Below are 22531 nucleotides of genomic sequence, written 5' to 3'. Positions count from 1 at the left end.
GACACTTCCTTGGTTGGGTTTGCTGTAATCTGGTTTGTGTGAGGCGGTTGTGGTGATGCTGTGTCGCAGGTGTTCAGAGCAGATATTCCCACCTGTGATTTCCCCCAGGGCACAGACATTTCTGTCCGTGATTCCGGCACGCGGCCGAAATCCAGCTCGCCTGTCGCAATAATTGTCGTATCGGTGAAACGACAAACCCATAGCCACGCGGCTTGACCCCATTTTGCCCCCCCTCTTTACTAGAGATGAACAAACTAGAGGACAACGCCCGTTCGGGCGGACCGGACACAGACCTCTTCGACTGAAGTACACTCGCTTGTTTTGCCTGGCATACCCCGAACGGTTGGCTGAGATTCGTCACTCGGCGGGTGAGGAATTGAGCATTGAAGCAATACTCCACCTGCCGGGCCGAGATATTGGGGCAGTGGAAAAACAACGCACGGCGGGCGTGAAATCTGGTGCGAGCAAGGGAATTTCCTCTCCACCGGAGAGAGAATTGGCGCCCCATGGAAATTCAGTACCCGATGGGTACCGAATCGGGTGAACTCTCCCGCCTGTTCGACACGGTCATCAGCGAGGCGGATTCCCGGGCGATATTTGAGCTCCGGTAGCGTGTTACACTTTCGGGAAGTGAAACGGTAACCGCCGGGCGTATCGCGCCGGTATGGAGGGTGGCATGTCGAAGGTAGCGTTTATTACGGGGGCGTCGCGGGGGACGATGGCCAGGTATAATCGAACAATGAGCGCGGGCTCGATATCGTAAGATCAGGAGAACGAGGCGAATGAAGAGCACCGACGAGATCGTGAAGTTGCTCGAAGCGGCGAAACCGGACCTTGCCCGCCGTTATGGCGTCCAGCGGCTGGCCGTTTTCGGATCCTATGCCCGGGGCGACCAGCGCGAGGACAGCGATGTGGATCTACTCGTGGACATCGACCCGTCGATCGGGCTGCGGTTTGTGGATCTGGCCGACGAGATTGAAGCGATGCTCGGCGTTCCCACCGAACTGGTCTCGCGCCGGGCGATTAAGCCGCGCAATTGGGAAATAATTGAGAGGCATCTCATCGATGTCCCATAGGCCGATTGATCTCTTGATCGCCGATATCCTGGAGTCCATCGAAAAGATCGGGCGGTATACTGCGGGGCTGGACCGAGCCGGGTTTCTCGGCGATGAGAAGACAGCGGACTCCGTGGTGCGCAATCTGGAGATTATCGGCGAAGCCGCCAACCGGCTCCCCGAATCCTTCACGGCTCAACACCCGGAGATTCAATGGCGCCAGGCGCCCCGGTAATTCGGGAGGTGGCGCGGCAAAAGGTCGCGGGCATTTCCGCCACGACGCACCGTCGGCCTGCCTGCGGCGACGAGGCCACGAATTTCGTTGCACCCGGCGGGATTCTTGCATCGCGGTGGAATTCAATGGCCACTGCGCTGGAGACGCTCGGGTCTTGGTACAGACCACGCGCGGTCGTTGGCGCCTCGCGCTTCCGTTGCCGCGGACACGAATGTCCGCGATCCTGTCGCGCCTTTCGGCGCGGTGGACAGCCGGGACGGCTATCCTACATTTGTCGCGGACACGAATGTCCGCGATCCTGCGATTCACGCCCGTCTTGACCGAAACACGCTTTCACACCGGTGGGTGCTTCATTCCGCTAGCGTGTTACGAAAGATGGAATTTCCGCCATCCGGCTGGAGAATATGGAGTAGCGGAAGAAGCGCGTGAAGAGTCCTTCCCGCCCCCGCCCGGGATCTCGGCCCGCTGAGCGACGCCATGTTCGCCTTCCAGCATCAGGAGGACATCGGCCTCTTCGACACGGTCATCAGCGAGGCGGATTCCCGGGCGATATTTGAGCTCCGTTAGCGTGTTACACTTTCGGGAAGCGAAACGGTAACCGCCGGGCGCATCGCGCCGGGTCTGGAGGATGGCATGTCGAAGGTAGCGTTTATTACGGGGGCGTCGCGGGGGATCGGGTATGCGTGTGCGGCGCGGCTGGCGCGGGCGGGGTGGTCGGTGGTGGTGGCGGCGAAGACGGCGGAGCCGAACCCGAAGCTGCCGGGCACGATCTACACGGCGGCGGAGGAGCTCCGGGCGTTGGGCGGGGAGGTGCTGCCGGTGATGTGCAATGTGCGGGAGGCGGATTCGGTGGCGCGGGCGGCGGCGGAGACGCTGGACCGCTTTGGGCGGGTGGACGCGGTGATCAACAACGCGGGGGCGTTGTGGTGGCGGAATATGGATGAGACGCCGCTGAAGAAGTTTGACCTGGTGATGGAGGTGAACGCGCGGGGGGCCTACGCGGTGACGGAGGCGTTCCTGCCGGCGATGAAGGCGCAGGGGTCGGGGCATGTGGTGAACATGTCGCCGCCGATTGATATGTCGGTGGTGCCGGGGCACATCGCGTATATGATCAGCAAGTTCGGCATGACGATGATCGCGCTGGGGCTGGCGGAGGAGTTCGCGGAGCAGGGCATCAAGGGGACCGCGCTGTGGCCGAAGACGCTGATCGAGTCGTACGCGACGATCAATTACGGCATGGGCACGCCTTCGATGTGGCGCAAGGCGGATATCCTGGCGGATGCGACGTACGAGATCCTGATGCATCCGGAATTGAGCAATGGCCGCGCGCTGATCGACGAGGATTTCCTGCGGGAGGTGGGCTATACGGATTTCGACGCGTACCGGTGCGATCCGGAGGGCGAGCCGCTGGAGCTGAGCAGCGCCGTGATGCGTGCGGCGCAGTCCTGAGGCTCAGGGCGCGCCCGCGACGTAGAGGTACACGGTTCCGGCCGCGCCGGGATCGGGCGTTGCGCCGGGCGCATACAGGTAGCCCGGCTGCGCGAAGGTCGCGGTGAGCGGCGCCGGGCCATCGGGCAGGATGTTCGGCCGCACGGCGTAGGTCAGCGGCCAGCGCGGATCGAAGGCCGGCAGCGACAGCAGCGCCGGACCCTCCCCGCCGTTTGCGGTAAGTTCGAAGGCGCCGCGCGCAGGCCCTGCAAACGCGATGGCGCGCAGATCGGCGAGGTCGGCGGTGGGGCTTTCGGCGGCCCCGATGTCCAACGCGATGCATGCTATTGCGCGGGCGCCGGGAGCGGGGGCCGTTCCCAGCAGGACGCCCGGGTAATCCTCGCCCTGTACCCCGGAGCGCGCGGCGTAGTGGGCTTCCAGGTGGAGCCGCGCCCCGGCGGGCAGGCGCATGCCCTCTCCCCCATGCCATTGCAACGAACGGCCCGCCAAGATGGGGCCCGTGAGCCGGTGGCGCGCCTCTGGATCTCCCGGCAGCGTGTAAAAAAGCGCCGCGCCGGTGAAGCCGAGCGGGTATTCGCCGCGCACGGCGATCGACGTGATCCAGCGCTCCGTTTCGGCGGGCGGATCCAGCGTTCGCGACACCGTGCGGTCGCGATCTTCGGCGGGCACGCCCTCGCGCGCGCTGAAGTAGTCCGAGGGCGCGAGCGGCGCGGGATCGAGCGTTTCGGCGGGCCCCTCCCCCACGCGCTGTTCGCCGCGCAGCCAGTTCTCGATGGCGTGCCGATCACGGAACGAAAGCCGATCCATGGCGAGGTGCTCCATCTCCCCCGCCGCATTCCACGGCGGCATACGATCGGCCTGGATGACGCGCAACAGGCGATCACCCGCGTCCCGAACCGCCTCAAGCGAGTCCAGCGGCATCGGCGCCGGTCCGCCCCCGGTGTGGCAGGCCGTGCAGTGGCGATCGAGGATCGGGCGCACGTCCTGGTGGTAGGTCGGCGGCGTGGCGGGCGCCGGCAGCATGGGAAACGTCACCGCGCAGCCCTCGGCCTGGGTGCGGGGTTCCCGGACCGGACGCCCCGCGAGGAGGTCGTCGAGGGCGTTGGCGAGATCGTGGCGGCTCGCAGTGGGACGCACGCCACCCAGGCGGTACTGGTCATCCACGCGCCCGCGGTAGGCAATGGCGCCGCCCGCATCCAACACGACCACCTCCGGCGTCCGCGTGATGTCGAGCGCGCGGACCAGCGCGAAATCGTGATCCTTGAGCACGGTGAAATCGAGGCCGAAATCCCGCGCGTGCTGGGCGATTTCGCGGAGGTTGTCGGCCGGGCTGGCGTTGATCGCGATGAACTGGACGCCCCGCTCCCGGTAGCGCGCCTCCAGCTCGCCGATGCGCGGCATATAGCGCCGCGCGACGGGGCAGGTGTTGCTGAAGAAGAACAAAACGCGCGCCCGCGCCGCCGGGAACTGCTCCAGCGTCACGGTTTCGTAGTAGAGGTCGTGCAGCGGAAGGGCCGCCGGCTCCGCCGACCCCGCCAGCCAGGCCGGCCACAGCAGGAGCGCCACGGCGGCGATCCGTCGCGTTCGGGCCATTCGTCTCATGCGCGCCCCTGTCCGGTGGTGCGCCCGGCCCCACAGCCGGGCGTCGCGGGCTTCAAGGCCGTCGCATTTACGCATTGTGTACAAGCCAATCGACATAAGAGTCACTGAGAACTCCAGAGCAGCCTTTCATGACGCGTAGCGTCACCCACCAAGGATGAATATGGACGGCGGCTTCGCCGCCTGGCAGGCGGGGACGCCTGCGCTCCCAGCCTTTGCCGCTTCCTTGGGCATGGAAGCTCTAACCTGTTTTGTATAAGGTAGTTATGTTGAAGCTGAGACGTGTGTTTTTTGAGCGGGCTCGCGTTGGAGCGCTGGCATTTCGCCTGCGGCGAATCCCGGATTTTGCCGGCAGAGATGCCGGCGCTCCAACACGCTCACTTTCCTTGATTCCTGGTTCCAAACCGACTCACGTTTACGCCCATGCTCCAGGGTCGGGATTCAATGCGATTGTCCTGGCGCGGGCTTGACATACCGCTCGTTCAGAGGGTACAACGTGCGCCTTGCAGCAAACAAGACCGGGCGCCACGCGAGCGCGCCCGCCACGGAGTACCCGCCCCCGCATGAGCGCCCCCATACCCGTCGCCAAAGTGCAGGATATCGCCGCCGGCAAGGCCATCGTAGTCAAACACGGGCGGGAGGACATCGCGATTTTCAATCTGGACGGCGCGTTCTACGCGTGCAGCAACCGCTGCCCGCACGCCGGGGCGCCCCTGCAGAACAGCTTTATCAGCGGTACGGTAATTACCTGCCCCTGGCACGGCTGGCGTTTCGATCTCGCGGCGGGGCCCGACGCCCCGAAAGACGGCGTCGAGCGCTATCCCGTGACCGTGGACGGCGACGACGTGTTGCTGCATCTTTCCGAGGCCGGCTGATCGCCGCCTCCCCCACCCCGAAAACCAACCGAAAAAAGGATCCGATACATGCTGGTGCACACTGTATTCTTCTGGCTTAAACCGGAATTGACCGAAGAAGAGCGCGCCGTCTTCCGCACGGGCGTGGAATCCCTCAAGGGCATTAGCGCCGTCGAGGCCGTCTATATCGGGACGCCCGCGCCGACCGACCGGCCCGTCATCGACCGCAGCTACGACCTGGGGCTCACCGTGCTGATGAAAGACATGGCCGCGCACGACGCCTACCAGGTGGACCCGCTGCATACCGCGTTCGTCCAGCAATTCAGCGGGCACTGGCAGCGCGTCGTGATCTACGACGCCGAATAAGCCAGGCGCCTAGAAATTCGAGGACTTCTTCAGCGTCTTGCGCCCCCCGAGGAAATGCGCGGCGCCGCGGTGGTTGCCGCGTTCGGCGACCTCGAGCGCGGTGAGGCCGTTACATACCGCATCGATATCCGCCCCCGCTTCCAGCAGCAGCTTGAGGATGACGGTGTCGCCCTGCGCCGCGGCCAGGTGAATGGGGGCGCGGCCCTTCGCGTCGGCCAGGTTGGGATCGGCTCCCTTGTCGAGGAGGAGTTTCGCCATCGCGCAATTGCACTGGCGAATGGCGAACAGCAGCGGGGTCCAGCCGTGCGATTGCGTGCGCAGGTGCACGTCGTTGGGGTGCTCTTCCAGCCGGAGCCGCAACAGCCCGATTTCATTGGACTGTATCGCCGCCATGACGTTGTCCGGCATGTCGAGATGCACGCCCTTCATCGCGTATTCGTTCAATTGCGCGGCGAGGCGCCCGTTATTGTCGCGCAGCGCGGCGGTCGCCAGGTTGAGGCCTTCCGGGGTGCGCTGGCGCGGATCGGCGCCCGAGCGGATGAGCAGCATGCAGCTCTCGTAGCCCCCCGCCGCCACCGCCACCTGCAGGGCCGTCTTGCCGCGGCTGTCCGCCGCCTCGACTTCCGCGCCGCGCTCGATAAGCCAGCGCGCGAGACTGGGATCGTGGTGCTTCACGGCGATCATGAGCGGCGTCGCCCCACTCCGGGTGGCGTGGTTGACGTCCGCGCCCCAGGAAATGAGCTTGCGGACGACATTTACGTGGCCCTTTTCCACGGCCAGGTAGAGCGCGGTGCGCCCGTGGCTGTCGTGGTGCTCGATATTGGCCCCCGCTTCCAGCAACAGCTCAATCGTCGCCTCCCGGGCGCGCGCGGCCGCCGTCAGGAGCGCCGTGACGCCATGCTTCGCGCGAAAATTCACGTCCGCCCCCCGGCGAACCAGCAGCGTGGCGGCGTCGGGCTGATCGTTCTTGATGGCGCGGTACAGCGGCGTGTCCCCCTTCCGCCCCGTGCGATCAACTTCCGCGTCGTGATCGAGCAGAAGCCGCATAATCTCGATGTGGCCTAATTCCGCCGCGATCAGCAGCGGCGGCTTGCCCTCTTCATTGCGCTCGTTGACGTCCGCTCCCTTTTCGATCAGGTGCAGGGCTGCGGAAAAATCCCCTTTTTCCGCCGCCCGGTGGAGCGTTGTCGACCCAAAGAACACCATTCCCGGCCTCCAGTCCTCGTTCCTACCGCCATCGCTGCCGATACACAGCGCTCCCGTGTACTAGATATAGCGCCCGGCGCGATGATTTGTCAAGAAATCAGCCAGGGCAATCGCATTTGAACTTCTTGTCCGAGCCGAGCGCCATACGAACGACCTGAACTGTTAAAAAGGGCACGTGTTGGATCGCTGGCATTTCGCCCGCGGCAAGTCCCTGACCTTGCCGGCAGAGATGCCGGCGCTCCAACACGCTCAATTTCATTGATTCAAGGCTCCAAATCAACTCAAGTTTACGCCCAAATGTTTATATGCGATTCCCCAGAGAAACCAGCCCGTATCGCGGCGCGGCGGTGTCCAATAACGACCGCGCGGGCCGCCGGTTTACGTTTCCCCGCCGGCTTGCGTACAATACCGGGTCGTGTCTGGCGTGGACGGTCGCCCGCACCGCATGCAATCGCCGGGGGCCGTCTGGCGTAGAAAAAGGAGTCCCACTTGAGCACGTCCCACAACGATATTCGCTATCTGCCCAATTCCAAGACCTGCTTCGTCTGCGGCGAGGACAACCACTCCGGCCTGCGGACCCGCTTTTATGTGGAAGGCGAGCGCGTCAAGATGCCGCTGAACGCGCTGGAGCATCACTGCGGCTATGAGAACACCGTCCACGGCGGCGTTGTCGCCGCGGCGCTCGACGAATGCATGGGCTGGGCGGCCGCGCGCGCGATCGAGCGCATGTGCGTGACCGCCGAGCTCACCGTGCGCTACCTGGAGCGCGTCCCCGTTTCGCCGGACCTGGTGGTGGAGGCCGAGGTCGTGCGCCGACACAAGCGCATGGTCAACACCGAAGCCAGGATTGTCGACGGCGGCGGCAAGGTCCTGGCCCGGGCCGAGGGCCGCTTCCTGCCGCTGAGCGTGGAGGAAACGCTCGAAGTGGACGACTACCTCCTGTACCGGGGCGACGAGGAGCGGGTGTTTGACACGCTCCGGGAACAGCACACCGCCGCGCGGGACGCGGGCTGACAGGCCCCCGGATGGATCTGGCCGCCGAGGCGCTCATCAAGGCGCTCCCCTTGTTCGTCGAGACCATCGGCGCGGGGCGCGGGCGGTTTATCGCCGATCCCGAAGTTCTGGCGGCACACGGGCGCGTATTCTACCCCGACCTGAGCGCACCGGAAGTCCCCGCGCAACTCGATGTGATCCTGTTTGACGCATTGGACGCGTCCGATGACCTCCTCCCCACCATCCGCCGCGCGCGGCTGCGGGCGCAACGCCAGGGGGCGGTGCTGTTGCGCCTGGATGCGGGCGCGTGGCCGGTCGATACCTGTGTGGACGCAATGCGCGGGATGGGGCTGGCCTTCTACCGGGGGTGGCGCTGCGCCGGGGGCGCGCTCACGCCCTGGGCTGACAAGGAAAAACCCGCGGAGGGCGTTCACCTGCTTCGGTTTCAGCGCGCCGGGTACAGTCCCATGCTGCACGCGCGGGAATTCCTCAAGAAGGGCGAATTCGGCACGGCCCTCTCCATCCTGCACGAGACGCCCGACGCCTGGTATGCCACGGAGGAAGAGCGCGGGCTCCATGGGGCCGAGTTGCTCATGGCCTACCTCGCGCAGGACCGCTTCATCGGCCCGCGCCTGCGGCTGCAACACCTCGTATCCGCCATGCGCGCCTATACGAAGGCCTGCACGCTCGCGCCGATGCACGTTCCGGCCTACCAGTGCATGGCGGCCTTCTGGAAGGGCGTGGGACGGCCCGACCTGGCACGGCGCCTCCTGACCACGGTCACCACGATCCTCGACGCGCCCGAAGTGGAAAAGGACCTGGCGCAACTGCCGCCGGACCCCGCGCCGGCGCCCCCCGTTTCGTGCCCCGCCTGGGATCCCGCCTGGCGACCGCGGATTCTTTATTTGTGCCACGTCGAATCGGACTACGGGGCCGATCTCCTGTACGACGGCCTGCGGCGCCTCCTGGGGGCGGAAAACGTCCTGGAGTACCCGTGGAAGCCGACCGTCCACGGCCAGAACCTGGACCAGGCCTTCGGCTACCCCTGCACCTTTCACTGGCCCGATGGCCCCACGCCGCTGGCGGAGGTGGTCCGCCGGGCGGCGGCGGGCGCGTTTGACCTAATCCTGTTCTCCGACACCACGGGCACACTGCCGAAGAACGAAATCCACCCGATCCTGGCGGCCGCCGGCGATACCCCCCTGTTCGTGGTGGATACGTGGGACGAATGCGGCGCCTTTCTCGACGATATCCGGCGCGACGCCGGGCTCGGGCCGGTGGCGGGCTATTTCAAGCGCGAGATGATCGCGGGGATCGACTACGGCCCCGACGCCTGGCCGCTGCCCTTCGCCTACGCGGATGATCGCATTCCAGACTTGCCCGAGGAAGACCAGCGCGACGGGGTCTTCTTCGCCGGGAAGCTCATCGGCGGCACGCGGCGGCTCATGCTGAGCTGGCTCAACACGTTTATCGAGGTCCAAGGCGGCTGGGGCACGCCGTTCACGCAGGAGGAATACGCCGCGCTGCTGCGCGAACAGGCCATCGGCCTGTGCCTCTTCGGCAACGGCTTCGATACCGTCCGCTATTGGGAGCTCCCCGCCCACGGTGTTCTGCTGCTCGCCGAACGTTCCCCCCTCGTGATCCCGCACGATTTTGAGGACGGCAGACAGGCGGTGTTTTTCGACCACGCCGGGGAACTGAAGGAAAAACTGGCCCACTACCTCGCCCACCCGGACGAGGCGCTCGCAATCGCACAAGCGGGCCACGCGCATCTCCGCGAACACCACACCGCCACCGCCCGCGCGCGACAGCTACTCGGCCGGATCCAGGCGCGGCTGTCGCGATAGGGCCGGGGACCTACCCGCGCACGGGCGACCCGGATTGAAGCAAGAACCACGCCTCCATCGGACGGACAGCCCGTAAACGCCACACGCTCCAGAGCGGGGGTGCGTCCCGATCGGGGTTGAGCCGGTTTGCGCCGGATGACCTGGTGGTGCTGGGATACCCCGGGCCGGGACAGGCGCGCGCTTTGCGGCGGTGTGGGGTAACCTGGGCTTTTTCTGCTGGACGGCGGGTGAGTCCGCGAGATCGGGCACACGGGCGCGCACCCGTCCCTTGGCGGCGGCGCGCGTGGACGGAGTGGACAGAGTGGACGGAGTGGACAGAGTGGACGGAGTGGACAGAGTGGACGGAGTGGACGGAGTGGACGGAGTGGACGGAGTGGACGGAGTGGACAGAGTGGACGGAGTGGACGGAGTGGACGGAGTGGACGGAGTGGACGGAGTGGACGGGACGTACCCGCGCACGGGCGCCAGGCGCTGCGGGGCATACCCTGCGTCCAGCCGATATACCCCGCGCCAAGCGGCAGGCGCCCCAGAGCGGGGGTGCGTCCCAATCGGGGTCGCGCCGGCTTGCGCCGGATGACCTGGTGGTGCTGGGCTACCCCGGGCCGGGACAGGCGCGCGCTTTGTGGCGGTATGGGGTAACTCCGGCTTTTTCTGCTGGACGGCGGGTGAGATCGCGAGATCGGGCACAGTTGCGCGCACCCGTCCCTTGGCGGCGGCGCGCACCCGTCCCTTGAAGGGACGTACCCGTCCCGGTCGGGGGCGCGCCTGTTTGTGCCGGGACGACGCGGATTCATGTCTGGGCACGAGGATGTGCAAGGTGTTTTTGTTGGACTATAATCGCGCAAATCGTTTGAGTCTGGAGCCTTGTTCAGGCAAGGCATCTGTGGCGAAAGTGCCGGAGTAATGCAATGTCAAGTAGCGAGAAGACGCGCCAGAAAAAGCTGATGAAGAAACGGCGAAAGGAGAAAGCAAAGAAGAAACAGGCGGCGTTGCAGCGGTCTTCGACGCCGGAGCGATCTTTCGTGCGCCGCGCGGACGAGTTCCCGCTCATGGAGTGCCTCATCAATGACGATTTCACAGAGACCGGTATGGCCATGATCGTCGTGGCCCGGCGGCAGTCCGAGAACCTCGTGATCTTCGGGCGGTACGGGGTCGATTTATACTGCATGGGCGTGAAGAAGACCCTGGCCGCCTCGAATGTTACGCTGAGCAATTACCAGACCGGGCTGCGCGAAGAGATGTTTGAAGAATTCAATGCCGTGCCCGCCTCGCTCGAACTCATCCACCAGGTGGTCTACGGCGCGCTTGACTACGCGCGGGATCTGGGCTTCCGGCCACACCGGGACTTCGCCTGGACACGGCATGTCATCGGCCCGCCCGATGCGTTCCCGCGCAGCGAGGAACTGGAATTCGGCAGGGATGGCAAGCCCCTCTACATCTCGGGGCCCGACGATAACCCGAAGAAGATCGTGAAGCACCTCGAAAAACGCCTGGGTATGGACGGTTTCCATTATATTGTCGGGGGCCCGGTCTTGTAAGGTCGGATACCGGTGCGTCCCAGTCGGGGTCGGGTCGGTTTGCGTTGGGATGACCGGGTGGCCTTGGACTACCCCGGGCCGGGACAGGCGCGCGCGCTGCGGCGGTTTGGGGTAACCCCGGGCTTTTTCTGCTGGACGGCGTGTGAGTTCGCGAGATCGGGCACAGTTGCGCGCACCCGTCCCTTGGCGACGGCGCGCGCCCGTTCCTTGGGAGCACCTATCCCCTGGCGGGGCTTGCGTCACTCCTCGAGCAGGGCCCGGAAGCGGCGACGGGCGCTGTCGAGTTCGGCGAGGATAGCGTGCTCCCAGCCCTCTTGAAGGGCGTCGCCCATAGCGTCGTAGTACCACAGCGTGCCTTCGCGGCCGGCGTTGAACTGGCGCCAGTAGGCCTCGTCGTGCGTGTAGGTGCGCAGCATGGACTGGAGGTTGTGTAGCTTGTCCGCGGCGAGCACGAGCCGGGCGTCGATTGGCGCGCCGGGGATTCGGGCCAGGTGCGCCTCTTTCCGCGCGCGCCAGGCGGGCTTGGGGTGTTCCCAGGCGTCGGTGCAGGCCCAGACGAGGTCCGCGACGGCCTCGCCGAATTCGCCGCGAATCCGCTGGAGCGCGCCGTGCCCGCCCTGATCCTCCACGGCATCGTGGAGCAGCGCGGCGATGAATTGCTCCTCGCTGCCGCCGTATTCCCCGGCAAGTCCCGCCACGGCAACCAGGTGGGTGATGTAGGGCGCGCCGCCGCACTTGCGGGTCTGGCGTCCGTGGAATTCATACATCAATTCGAAGGCGCGCAGAACGCGCGGGCTGTAGCGCATGGTCAATTCCGTCGGTTCAAATCGAGCGCGGGCCGTTCAGTTGCCCCGCGCTTTCAGCCAGGCGATCAGTTTTTCCGGGTGATCCGTCTGGATGCCGTCGCTCCCCCACGCCACGGCGTCCTCCCAGCAGGAGGGGTCGCTCTCGTCGACAATGACCAGCGCGCCGGCGTCGTGGCAGGTCTTGACGAAGGTCGGCGAGTAGTGGCGCCAGACCGAGGCGACGATCTTGGGCTGGAACTCGGCGATGAGCGCCGCCAGGTTATCCTCGGGGCCGGGATCGGGCATGGAGATGCCGCCATTTGCCATGACGTAGCGGTGCTGCTCCGCGTTGCAGTACCACAGGACACTCTTCAGCATGCCATGCGCCTCCACCCTCTGAAATACCGTCGCGATGTCGGCCTCCTTCAGGTCCAGGTAGATCCCGATCTTGCCCTTGCACAGCGCGAGGATTTCCTCGAAGGTCGGTATGCGTTCCTCTTTCCATTTCGGATCGACGCGACTGCCGATATCCAGCGCCTTGAGCTCGGCCAGCGTGAAGTCCGCGACGTTCCCTTTCGCGTCGTCCGTGTAGGCGTCCACCGTCCGGTTGTGCACGCTGACGAGATGGCCGTCCTTCGTGGTGCGCACGTCTATCTCGACGTAGTCCGCGCCCAGGTCTATCGCGCGCTGGTAGGCGGCCAGGGTATTCTCCGGCCGGTCTTCGTGGGCGCCGCGGTGCGCGACCACGTACACCCCGCCGTGGCGCGGCGGCGGGAGGAGGTCCGTCGATTCGGCGGCTGCGGGTGCGGTCGGCGCGGCCAGCGCGACGAAAAAGGCGAAGAGGGCCGCCGCGAACGGCGTACGGGCAGTATGAACACGTTTTATCATGATAGTTTATTCCGCGTTGAAACTTTTCGTGGCACGGTATGGAATGGCCCGATTGTTCGCCTTTTCCGGGGGGCTTGTCAACTGTTTTCGCGCGCGGCAAACTTGACCCGCGCCGCGACATGCGCCATGATATTGGGTGAGTCGTACAGGATACCGGACCCGCCCCGAGGGTTGTGTCCGCAGAGAGGTTTTTTCCGTGAAGTTACGCACTGCTCTATTGTCCGGGGGCCTGATCCTGACATGCGCCTGGCCCGCACTGGCCCAGGCGCCCGAAGCGCCCGTGGACTATCTCAAGGATGTCCACCCGATCCTCGCCGAGAACTGTTATTCCTGCCACGCCGGTGATCAGCGCAAGGGCGGGCTGAGCCTGAGCACCCGCGAGTTGCTGCTCAAGGGCAACGAGAAGGGCCCCGTGGTCATCGAGGGCGATGCCGACGCCAGCCTGCTCGTCCAGCTCATCTCCACCGAGGACGAAGACCTCCTCATGCCGCCGAAGGGCCGCCGCCTGACCCCCGAGGAAGTCGCAGTGATCCGCGCGTGGATCGATCAGGGCATTGTCTGGCCGGAGTCCGCTCAGGGCCCGCAGGAGTATGCGGCGCCGCTCGCGCTGCAATCCGCTCCGGCGCAAGCCGAAGCGCCGAACCTCGTGGATGCGCACATCGCGGACTACCTCGCGGCAAAAGGCGTCGAGCCGGGAAGCCCGGTGGACGATGCGCGATTCATGCGCCGCGTTTACCTCGATATCACCGGCCTCCTCCCCACGCCCGAGTCCCTGCGCGCGTTCGAGCGGGACCCCTCGCCGGACAAGCGCCCCGCGCTGGTCGCGCAGCTCCTCGCCGACGACCTGGGCTACGCGGAGCACTGGATGACTTTCTGGAACGACATGCTCCGGAACGACTTCCAGGGCACGGGCTACATTGACGGCGGCCGCAAGCAGATTACGGACTGGCTCTTCGACGCGCTTTACAACAACCGCCCCTACGACGAGTTTGTGCGCGCTTTGGTCGCCGCGGAGGACCCGGCGGCGGAAGGCTTCATCCGGGGCATTGTCTGGCGCGGCGACAACAATGTCGTCCAGCAGCCGCCGATGCAGGCCGCGATCAACGTCAGCCAGGTCTTCCTCGGGCTGAACCTGAAGTGCTCCTCCTGCCACGACAGCTTCGTGAACAACTGGAGCCTGTCGGACGCCTTCGCGCTGGCGAATGTATTCAGCGACGAGCCGATGGAACTGGTGCGCTGCGAGACGGACCTCGGGGTGAAGGCGGAGTACCGCTTCCTGTGGCCGGAGCTGGGCGATGTGGAGGGGAGCCTGCCAAAGCCCGATCGAATGAAGCAGGTGGCCGCGCTGGTCACGACCCCGGACAACGGCTACTTCTCGCGGACCATCGTGAATCGCGTGTGGGCGCTGATGATGGGCCGGGGCCTGGTGGAGCCGCTGGACTCCATCGATTTGGAACCGTGGCATCCCGCCCTGCTCGACAGCCTGGCGCAGGATTTTGTCGACGGGGGCTACGACCTGCGGAAGTTGATTCACACCATCGCCACCTCGCAGCCCTACCAGTGGGCTTCGGTCCCGGCTTCGGAGATCGCGGACAGTGAATATACATTTCGCGGGCCGACGGTACGGCATCTTTCCGCGGAACAGTTCTACGACGCCCTCGCCAGCCTGACGGGCGTCTGGCAGGCGAACCCGAAGTTCGTGTTGCCGCAGAACCGGACGCCCGAGGAGATCGCGCGTCAGGAGGCCATCGCGAAGGCGGCGGCGGGCGGCAAGAACGAGCCGCTCCCCGACGACGCCAACACCATCGAAGGCCGCCGGCAGCAGGTGCGCGCGTGGCGCGTGCCGGTGGACCCGCTCATGAAGGCGCTGGGCCGCACCGCGCGCGAGCAGGTGACGTCGCGCCGCGAAACGCAGGGCACCACGCTCCAGGCCCTGGAGTTCGCCAATGGCGATACCCTGTTCCAGCAGATCCAGCTAAGCGCGGAGGCGTTGCAACGGCGTTGGGAAGGCCCGCCCGAAGGCCTGATTATCAAGCTGTACGAGCACGGGCTCCAGCGCGCGCCATCCGTCGAGGAGATCCAGCTCGCCCACCACATCGTGGGCGATGCGCTGGCGCGCGACGGCCTGGAGGACCTGTTGTGGTCCCTGGCGATGCTCCCCGAGTTCCAATTGATTTATTGAGGTTCCCGCGGGAACCGGAGGTTGTCTCCATGCACATGAAACGACGCGATTTCCTGAAGACCGCCAGCGCCGCCACGCTCTCCGCGCTCGCCGCGGGCGCGCCCCGCCCGGCGCGCGGCCTGGCCACCGAATTCAACATCACCCCCACCGCCGACCGCGTGATCCTGCTCTGGATGGCCGGCGGCATGGCGCACACGGACACCTTCGATCCGAAGCGCTACACGCCGTTTGAAGTCGGCATCGACCCGTCGCGCGTGCTGAGCACCTTCCCGGCGGTGGAAACGGTCATCGACGGCGTCAAGTTCTCCGAGGGCCTCGAAAAAATCGGCCAGGTCATGGATCGCGGGACGATCTGCAACACCTACACCGCCGGCGACCTGGGGTTTATCCTGCACTCGCGCCATCAGTACCACTGGCACACCGGCTACGCGCCGCCCCAGACGGTGGCCGCGCCGCACCTCGGCGCGTGGATCGCCAAGACCCTGGGACCGATCAACCCCGACCTGCCCGCCTTTATCGACATCGGCCAGACCTTCAATGTCGGCGAGGCGGAAGAGCTGAAGGCCTTCCACACCGCCGGATTCCTCGGCAGCGAATTCGGGCCCTTCATGATCCCCGATCCGGCCGACGCCGTGTCCACGGTCCGCCCGCCCGGCGGTATGTCCATGAGCCGCTTTGAGAACCGCAACGCGTTCTACAAGAAGCTCGTCGCCGCCAGCCCGATCGGCCAGTACGGCAGCGACTACCAGCAGGAATCCATGCTGCGGTCGATGGACAACGCGCACCGCCTCCTCACGTCGCCCGCCGCAAAGGCCTTCGACCTTTCCGAGGAGCCGAAGGAGGTCTACGACGCCTACAACACCGGGCGCTTCGGGCTGGGCTGTCTCCTTGCGCGGCGCCTCTGCGAAGCGGGCACGCGCTTTATCGAAGTGACCACCGAATACGAGCCTTTCAAGCAGTGGGACACCCACGAGGACGGCCACACCCGAATCAAGGAACTCAAGGCGCTCATTGACGCGCCCATCGCGCGGCTTGTGCTCGACCTCGAGGAGCGCGGCTTGCTGGACAACACGCTCATCATCCTGGCCAGCGAATTCAGCCGCGACATGGTCACGGAAGGCAAGCCCGGCAAGCTGGTGAAGGACCAGGTGCCCGTCCCCCAGGAACTGACCGAACTGAAGCACTACGGAATGCACCGGCACTTCACGGACGCCGGCAGCCTGCTCCTCTTCGGCGGCGGCATCAAGAGAGGCTTCAAATACGGCGAGACCGCCGACGAACGCCCCTGCAAGACCATCGACAAGCCGATCATCATTGAGGATCTGCACGCCACCATCCACCACGCGCTCGGCATACCGCCCAACCACGGCTACGTCACCGAGGGCCGCCCCTTCTACGTCACGAAGGACGGCCTGGGCAAGCCCGTGATGGAGCTCTTCGCCTGAGCGGAAAATTCAGGCGGGTGGTTTCCGGCGCGATCCATACCGGCCAATCGCCTCCCCAGTGTGCGCGCACAGGGCGCTACATACTTTGAAACTCGCGATGGAGGATCCCGCTGTGGCTGAAACGATGGATGGCGCCCGGGCGCCCCGGCGCGTGAAGCGGGTTTCCCAGGTCCTGATTGTGCTGGGGGTTCTGGCCTTGCTCCGGCTGCTGCCGGCGGCGGAGGCGGTGTCGTCGCTGGCGGCCTGGGTCGAAGATCTTGGCGCGCTGGCGCCCGTGGCGTTCGTGGGGGCCTACGTGGCGGTGACGTTGCTGATGATGCCGGCCTCGTTGCTTTCGCTGGCGGCGGGCGCCCTCTTCGGGCTGTGGACGGGAACGCTCGTGGTGGTGGCCGGCGCTACGCTGGGCATGGCGGCGACCTTCCTGATCGGGCGCTACCTGGCCCGTCCGGCGGTGGAGCGGCGCTTCGCGCGCAATCCCCGCTTCGCCGCGATCGACCGGGCCGTGGGCGAAGGCGGCTGGCGGATCGTCGCGCTGCTTCGGCTCTCCCCCGCTGTCCCCTTCAACCTGCAGAACTACCTCTACGGCCTCACGGCAATCCGGTTCTGGCCGTGCATACTCACCAGCGCCGTGACCATCCTTCCCGGCACGTTTACGTTCGTCTACCTCGGCTACGCCAGCCGGGCGGGCCTGGGGGCGCTGGGCGGCGCGGATTCGGGGCGCGGTCCGGGCCAGTGGGCGTTGATGGTCGTGGGCCTCGCCGCGACGATCACCGCCACGGTGTACATCACGAAGCTCGCCCGGCGCGCCATCCAGGCGCAGGAGCCCCTCGAAAGCGCGCCCGTGGACCGCGCGGCCTCGGAACCGGCGTCCCCCGGGGGCGCCGGCGATTCCTGGGGCGGCGCGCTGGCGCACGGCGCGCTGGCGGTTTTGGTGGTTTCCGCCGCCGGCTGCGCCCATTTCCAGCCGCGTTGGATCGCGGGGCTGTTCGGCCCGCCGGGCGTCACGATGGACGAGGCCTATGACGGCGGCGCGGGCGGCGCGGAGTTCGACCACGCGCCTTTCGACGCGCTCCTCAAGAAACATGTAAACCGCGCGGGCGGCGTCGATTATGCGGGACTGCGGGCGGATTCCGAGGCCCTGGAAGCTTATGTCCGCTCGCTGGCCGCCGCGCCGTTCGAGGATTTGGGACGCGACGAGAAGCTGGCCCTGCTCATCAACGCGTACAACGCCTTCACCCTGCAATTGATTGTGGAGTGGCTGGATAAGGATATCGGATCCATTCGCGACATTCCGGGGAATCAACGCTGGGACGGCGCGCGGTGGAATGTGGCCGGCCATACCTGGAGCCTGAACCAGCTGGAGCACGAGCAAATCCGGCCCAAATTCGCCGAGCCCAACATTCACTGGGCGCTGGTCTGCGCCGCCCGGGATTGTCCGCCGCTGCGGCGGGAAGCCTACACCGGCGCGCGCCTGCGGGAGCAGCTGGAGGATCAGGCGCGCATTGTCCACACCAACGGGTCGCGCTGGTTCGAACTGGCGCCCGGCGGCGGGACGCTGCGGCTGACGCCGCTTTATGACTGGTACGGCGGCGATTTTGAGCAGGCGGCGGGCGGGGTCCTGGCCTATGCGGCGCGCTACGCGCCGGAACTGGCGGAGCTGCTGGAAGCGGGCCGGCCCCCCGGGATCGAATGGAAGGACTACGACTGGTCCTTGAACAGCCAGGAGAACCTTCCGTGAACACGCCGCTGGACGACGCGACCGCGCATGCGCCGGGACTTGACGCGATCCTGCACCCGCTGGACGAGCACAACCGCGCGCTGCGGGACCATGTCCACCCGGAGAATTGGACCAACCCCGTTCCCCCGGGGCGCTACAACCTCGTGGTGATTGGCGGCGGTCCCGCGGGGCTTGTCGCGGCGGCGGGCGCGGCGGGCCTGGGCGCGAAAGTCGCGCTGATCGAGCGATCGCTCCTGGGCGGCGACTGCCTGAACGTCGGCTGTGTGCCCAGCAAGGCGCTCATCCGCTGTGCGCAGGCCGCGGCCGATGTGCGGGATGCCGCACGCTTTGGCGTTGTCGTCGAAGGTCCGCCGCGCGTCGACTTTGGCGCGGTCATGGAGCGCATGCGCTGCCTGCGCGCCGGCATGAGCCACCACGACTCCGCCGCGCGCTTCACCGAGCTCGGCGTGGAGGTGTTTCTTGGCGAGGCGCGCTTCGACGGGCCCCGGTCCATCCAGGTGGGCGATGCGCGGCTGCATTTCTCGAAGGCATTGATCGCCACCGGGGCCCGCGCGTCGGCGCCGCCGATTCCGGGCCTCGCCGAGGCGGGATTCCGCACCAACGAGACTATATTCTCGCTCACCGAGCTTCCCCCCCGCCTCGCCGTGGTCGGCGCGGGGCCGATCGGCTGTGAACTGGCGCAGGCCTTCGCGCGGCTGGGGGCGCGGGTGACGCTGCTGGAGGCGGATTCGCGGATTCTGCCCCGCGAGGAGGCCGAGGCGGCGGAAATCGTGCACCGCGCCCTCGTGCGCGATGGCGTCATGATCGTGTGCGGCGGAAAGGCGGCCGAAGTGCGACGGGAAGGCGCGGAGCGGATCCTGCGGGTGGAATGCCACGGGGAAGCGCACGAGATCCGCGCCGACGAAATCCTGATTGGCGTGGGGCGCGCGCCCAACGTGGAATCGCTCAACCTCGAAGCGGCGGGCGTCGCCTGCGACCGGAAGCGGGGGGTGCACGTGGACGATTTTCTCCGCACGAGCAACCGCCACATCTATGCGGCGGGCGACGTCACATCCGCTTACAAGTTCACCCACGCCGCCGACGCCCAGGCCCGCATCGTGCTCCGCAACGCCCTTTTCTTCGGGCGCGACAAGGCCAGCGCGCTCATCCTGCCTTGGAGCACCTACACGGACCCGGAAGTCGCGCACGTGGGCCTGAGCGAGGAGGAAGCGGCGGCCCGGGGCATCCGGACGGAATGCATCCACGTCGCCCTGAACACCGTGGACCGCGCCATCGTCGACGGCGAGGAAGAGGGCTACCTCCGGATCGTGCACGAGGCCGGCCGCGACCGGATTCTCGGGGCCACGCTCGTCGCCAAGCACGCCGGCGATATGATCTCGGAAATCACCGCCGTGATGGCGGCCGGCAAGGGGCTTGGATCCCTCGCCCGCACGATCCACCCCTACCCCACCCGCGCGGAAATCATCAAGAAGGCCGCGGACGCCTACAACCGAAAAAAGCTGACGCCCCGCGTTAAGAAGCTGTTCGAGACGTTGCTCGCCTGGCGGCGGTAGCGGCCTGCGGGCGGGGGCCAACGCGGGCCGGAGCGACCGCCGCGGGTGGACAGGCCGCCTCCAAGTACGTCGAGGCGTCCGGCGCGATGATCTCGATCAGCATGTTGCTGCCGTTGTACACGTGCTCCCAGGTCGTCGCGTCGGTGTAGTAGTCGTGGTGCTTCGACCGCCCCAGATCCAGCGGATACAGGCCGGTGGTGGGCAAACACGGCGATGCGCATCTCTTATAGGTCGTTTATTCTATGTGGTTAACAAAAATAGGAGGCTGTCCCCGATTTCCTCCGACCGGGACAGGCGCGCGCACCGGCGGTGTCCGGGAAGGGCGGCGGTCGCATGCGCGGGACGCTGGTCTATGTGCGCGGGTTCGAGGTTTCCGGCGCGCACCCGTCCCTTGGCGGCGCCAAGGGACGTACCGCCGCACAGAAGCCAGACGTTGCAGAAGGCGCCCTCGCGTCCACTGGCGCCCGGAGCGTCAACGCGTCACGCCCCAGCGCGGGGGTACGTCCCGGTCGGGGTCGAGCTGGGGCGCGCGGCATGCATCGACTTGAAGGGGCGAATATCCAGTCCGCTCCTCGCTTTTTCAACGCATGCCCCCCCGTGCCACGCGATTCCGCCCACGGCGGATTCGTGTGCCCGGAGCAACGCCAACCCAACACCGCTATAACCACCCCGCACACACGAGCGGCTCAACCCCCAGGAGGCCGGAAAACTTGACTCCCCTCAATCTAATCCAACGTCCCCGCGGTCAACTGTCAACTGTCAACTGCCAACTGTCAACTGTCAACTGTCAACTGTCAACTGTCAACTGTCAACTGTCAACTGTCAACTGTCAATTGTCACCTGCCAACTGCCCCCCACCACAATCACGCCCTCCCGCCGCTACCCTGACCGGGACAGGCAGCGCACCGGCGGTGTCCGGGAAGGGCGGCGGTCGCATGCGCGGGACGCCATTCATGTGCGCGGGTTCGAGGTTTCCAGCGCGCACCCGTCCCTTGGCGGCGCGGACCCGCTGGAACGTACCCGCGCACCGGCGCCCAGACGCCGTGGCAGGCTACGCCCGCGGTCCTACCGCTCGGAGCGTCAACGTCACGCCCCAGCGCGGGGGTACGTCCCGGTCGGGGTCGAGCTGGGGCGCGCGGCATGCACGACTTGAAGGGGCGAATATCCAGTCCGCTCCTCGCTTTTTCAACGCATGCCCCCCCGTGCCACGCGATTCCGCCCACGGCGGATTCGTGTGCCCGGAGCAACGCCAACCCAACACCGCTATAACCACCCCGCACGCACGAGCGGCTCAACCCCCAGGAGGCCGGAAAACTTGACTCCCCTCAATCTAATCCAACGTCCCCGCGGTCAACTGTCAACTGTCAACTGCCAACTGTCAACTGTCAACTGTCAACTGTCAACTGTCAACTGTCAACTGTCAACTGTCAACTGTCAATTGTCACCTGCCAACTGCCAACTGTCAACTGTCAACTGTCAACTGTCAACTGCCGGGTGTGCCACGGTCAAGCCCGCAAGGGCTTGCCCGTGCCAATCCCCCCCACCACAATCACGCCTCCCGCCGCTACCCCGACCGGGACAGGCGCGCGCACCGGCGGTGTCCGGGAAGGGCGGCGGTCGCATGCGCGGGACGCTGGTCTATGTGCGCGGGTTCGAGGTTTCCAGCGCGCACCCGTCCCTTGGCGGCGCGGACCCAAGGGACGTACCCGCGCACCGGCGCCAGACGTTGCAGAAGGCGCCCTCGCGTCCACTGGCGCCCGGAGCGTCAACGCGTCACGCCCCAGCGCGGGGGTACGTCCCGGTCGGGGTCGAGCTGGGGCGCGCAGGTCGGTCATCTCGATCATCGTACCGAGATCATCATCGACGTAACAGGTGGTGATATCCAGACCGAATAGAAATATTAATAGGTGGCTGTCCCCTATTTCAGTCCCCAGTCTCCGCAGTTTCCTGTCCACGCGCAGTACGCGCCAATTCCAAGGAGTACTCCTCCGCCAATCAATCCGCCGATCAAGATGGCACCGCCCCCAGTGTCATCTACGTACTTATTCGGATTTCCTACCACATACCCATACAAATTCAATCCATCGACCATCCCCAGCGGATCCCTGGTAGTCCACCGGGCCATATCGGGACTGTATTGGCGGTAGGGGAAGTGGAAGAGTTGCGCGGTTCCGTCCCATGGCTTTCCGGTGTAGGCGCCAGCGAGGGAGTCGAGAGCGGCTCCGGTGTGGTTGTATTCGCCGCCGTAGGGGGTGAATTCGTAGGCGCCCACGCTGGCCTTGGAGCCGTCCCACGCGCTTCGCGTGCTGCCGAGGTGGTCGGTGGCGTAGTAGCGCGCCGTGCCGCTGGAGGGCGTGGTTCCCGCCAGACCGCCGAGGGTGGCGGAGACCTGGGCGGTGGGCGCCAGGACCACGTTGGTCATCGTCAGCGTGCCCGTGCTGCCGTCCGCGTCGTCCTCGGTGCTGATCACGTCAAAGCCCTGGAGGATCGTCGTCCTATCTTTGTGGTGGATAGCGTTCTGCCGCCCCGAGGTGTCATACGCATACTCCGTGTGCATGCCGTTGGGGATGTCCACCATGGTCAGCCGGTTGCCGGTGTCGTAGGATCGCGGACATTCGTGTCTGCGGCAGCGCGCGCTTCGATTTCGTAGGTGGCTGGCTTTCAGGTCAGGTCCCCCTGGCGTGTCCACGCGGAAACGGTCGGTTATGCGACGAAATTGCAGGTACTGCCGCATCGGGAGCGCATGTTGCGTCGGGCAGGATGCCCAACCTCCTGTTGCGCCGCTCGTGTGGCCAATC

Annotated in this window: 18 protein-coding genes; 13 read left to right on the top strand and 5 right to left on the bottom strand. The window is 66.0% G+C overall.

Annotated elements, in window-relative coordinates; translation table 11 throughout:
• Positions 1-782: 782 nt before the first annotated feature.
• The 3 genes from KF886_17035 to KF886_17025 all read left to right on the top strand — a co-directional run bounded on the left by KF886_17035 (position 783) and on the right by KF886_17025 (position 2739).
• A complete protein-coding gene (locus KF886_17035) occupies positions 783-1076 on the top strand; it encodes a nucleotidyltransferase family protein (protein ID MBX3179062.1) in 294 nt (97 codons plus the stop codon).
• Entirely contained in the window at positions 1066-1290 is a 225-nt protein-coding gene (locus tag KF886_17030; protein MBX3179061.1) for a DUF86 domain-containing protein, read from the top strand. The genes KF886_17035 and KF886_17030 overlap by 11 nt, the downstream gene beginning before the upstream one ends.
• A gap of 633 nt (positions 1291-1923) precedes the next feature.
• Complete coding sequence (locus KF886_17025) at positions 1924-2739, top strand: SDR family oxidoreductase (GenBank protein ID MBX3179060.1); 816 nt, start codon at positions 1924-1926, stop codon at positions 2737-2739.
• 3 nt (positions 2740-2742) lie between these two features.
• Here the strand turns inward: KF886_17025 and KF886_17020 are convergent, their stop codons facing one another.
• Positions 2743-4332 carry a redoxin family protein gene (locus KF886_17020; GenBank protein ID MBX3179059.1) on the bottom strand — a complete coding sequence of 530 codons (1590 nt, stop codon included), beginning with the start codon at positions 4330-4332 and terminating at the stop codon, positions 2743-2745.
• Between the two features lie 569 nt (positions 4333-4901).
• Here KF886_17020 and KF886_17015 point away from each other — a divergent pair.
• Together KF886_17015 and KF886_17010 are read left to right on the top strand one after the other, a co-directional pair.
• Positions 4902-5213 (top strand): Rieske 2Fe-2S domain-containing protein, encoded by a 312-nt coding sequence (locus tag KF886_17015; GenBank protein MBX3179058.1) that lies wholly within the window; start codon positions 4902-4904, stop codon positions 5211-5213.
• Between the two features lie 48 nt (positions 5214-5261).
• The gene (locus tag KF886_17010; GenBank protein MBX3179057.1) at positions 5262-5558 is read left to right on the top strand and encodes a Dabb family protein; all 297 of its coding nucleotides are present in this window, start codon (positions 5262-5264) and stop codon (positions 5556-5558) included.
• A 9-nt stretch (positions 5559-5567) separates the two neighbouring features.
• Here the strand turns inward: KF886_17010 and KF886_17005 are convergent, their stop codons facing one another.
• Positions 5568-6764: an ankyrin repeat domain-containing protein gene (locus tag KF886_17005; protein MBX3179056.1), complete on the bottom strand. Its 1197-nt coding sequence runs from the start codon at positions 6762-6764 to the stop codon at positions 5568-5570.
• A 489-nt stretch (positions 6765-7253) separates the two neighbouring features.
• Here KF886_17005 and KF886_17000 point away from each other — a divergent pair, with 489 nt between their 5' ends.
• From KF886_17000 to KF886_16985, 4 genes are all read left to right on the top strand, one after another.
• A complete protein-coding gene (locus KF886_17000; GenBank protein MBX3179055.1) occupies positions 7254-7778 on the top strand; it encodes a PaaI family thioesterase in 525 nt (174 codons plus the stop codon).
• A gap of 1280 nt (positions 7779-9058) precedes the next feature.
• Positions 9059-9604 (top strand): glycosyltransferase family 1 protein, encoded by a 546-nt coding sequence (locus KF886_16995; GenBank protein ID MBX3179054.1) that lies wholly within the window; start codon positions 9059-9061, stop codon positions 9602-9604.
• 240 nt (positions 9605-9844) lie between these two features.
• Positions 9845-10243, top strand: a complete 399-nt coding sequence (locus KF886_16990; GenBank protein ID MBX3179053.1) for a hypothetical protein — start codon at positions 9845-9847, stop codon at positions 10241-10243.
• 269 nt (positions 10244-10512) lie between these two features.
• Entirely contained in the window at positions 10513-11142 is a 630-nt protein-coding gene (locus KF886_16985) for a hypothetical protein (protein MBX3179052.1), read from the top strand.
• Positions 11143-11381: 239 nt separating this feature from the next.
• Here KF886_16985 and KF886_16980 read toward each other — a convergent pair whose 3' ends face one another.
• Both KF886_16980 and KF886_16975 read right to left on the bottom strand, forming a co-directional pair.
• Positions 11382-11909, bottom strand: coding sequence for a bifunctional (p)ppGpp synthetase/guanosine-3',5'-bis(diphosphate) 3'-pyrophosphohydrolase (locus KF886_16980; protein MBX3179051.1), 528 nt, complete (start codon positions 11907-11909; stop codon positions 11382-11384).
• Between the two features lie 75 nt (positions 11910-11984).
• Positions 11985-12815: a glycerophosphodiester phosphodiesterase family protein gene (locus KF886_16975; protein MBX3179050.1), complete on the bottom strand. Its 831-nt coding sequence runs from the start codon at positions 12813-12815 to the stop codon at positions 11985-11987.
• A gap of 196 nt (positions 12816-13011) precedes the next feature.
• Between KF886_16975 and KF886_16970 the strand changes: the two genes are divergently transcribed.
• From KF886_16970 to KF886_16955, 4 genes are all read left to right on the top strand, one after another.
• On the top strand, positions 13012-14997 hold the full coding sequence (locus tag KF886_16970) for a DUF1549 domain-containing protein (protein MBX3179049.1): 1986 nt from the start codon (positions 13012-13014) through the stop codon (positions 14995-14997).
• A gap of 29 nt (positions 14998-15026) precedes the next feature.
• A complete protein-coding gene (locus KF886_16965; protein ID MBX3179048.1) occupies positions 15027-16442 on the top strand; it encodes a DUF1501 domain-containing protein in 1416 nt (471 codons plus the stop codon).
• Positions 16443-16554: 112 nt separating this feature from the next.
• A complete protein-coding gene (locus tag KF886_16960; protein MBX3179047.1) occupies positions 16555-18180 on the top strand; it encodes a VTT domain-containing protein in 1626 nt (541 codons plus the stop codon).
• On the top strand, positions 18132-19733 hold the full coding sequence (locus tag KF886_16955; GenBank protein MBX3179046.1) for a mercuric reductase: 1602 nt from the start codon (positions 18132-18134) through the stop codon (positions 19731-19733). Before KF886_16960 ends, KF886_16955 begins: the two co-directional genes overlap by 49 nt.
• Positions 19734-21651: 1918 nt before the next feature.
• Here the strand turns inward: KF886_16955 and KF886_16950 are convergent.
• Positions 21652-22311 (bottom strand): RHS repeat-associated core domain-containing protein, encoded by a 660-nt coding sequence (locus tag KF886_16950; protein MBX3179045.1) that lies wholly within the window; start codon positions 22309-22311, stop codon positions 21652-21654.
• Positions 22312-22531 lie beyond the last annotated feature (220 nt).

The organism is Candidatus Hydrogenedentota bacterium, from assembly GCA_019637335.1.
Taxonomy (GTDB): Bacteria; Hydrogenedentota; Hydrogenedentia; order Hydrogenedentales; family JAEUWI01; genus JAEUWI01.
Note: the sequence above shows the minus strand (reverse complement) of the source record. Positions and strands in the feature narration are given on the sequence as shown.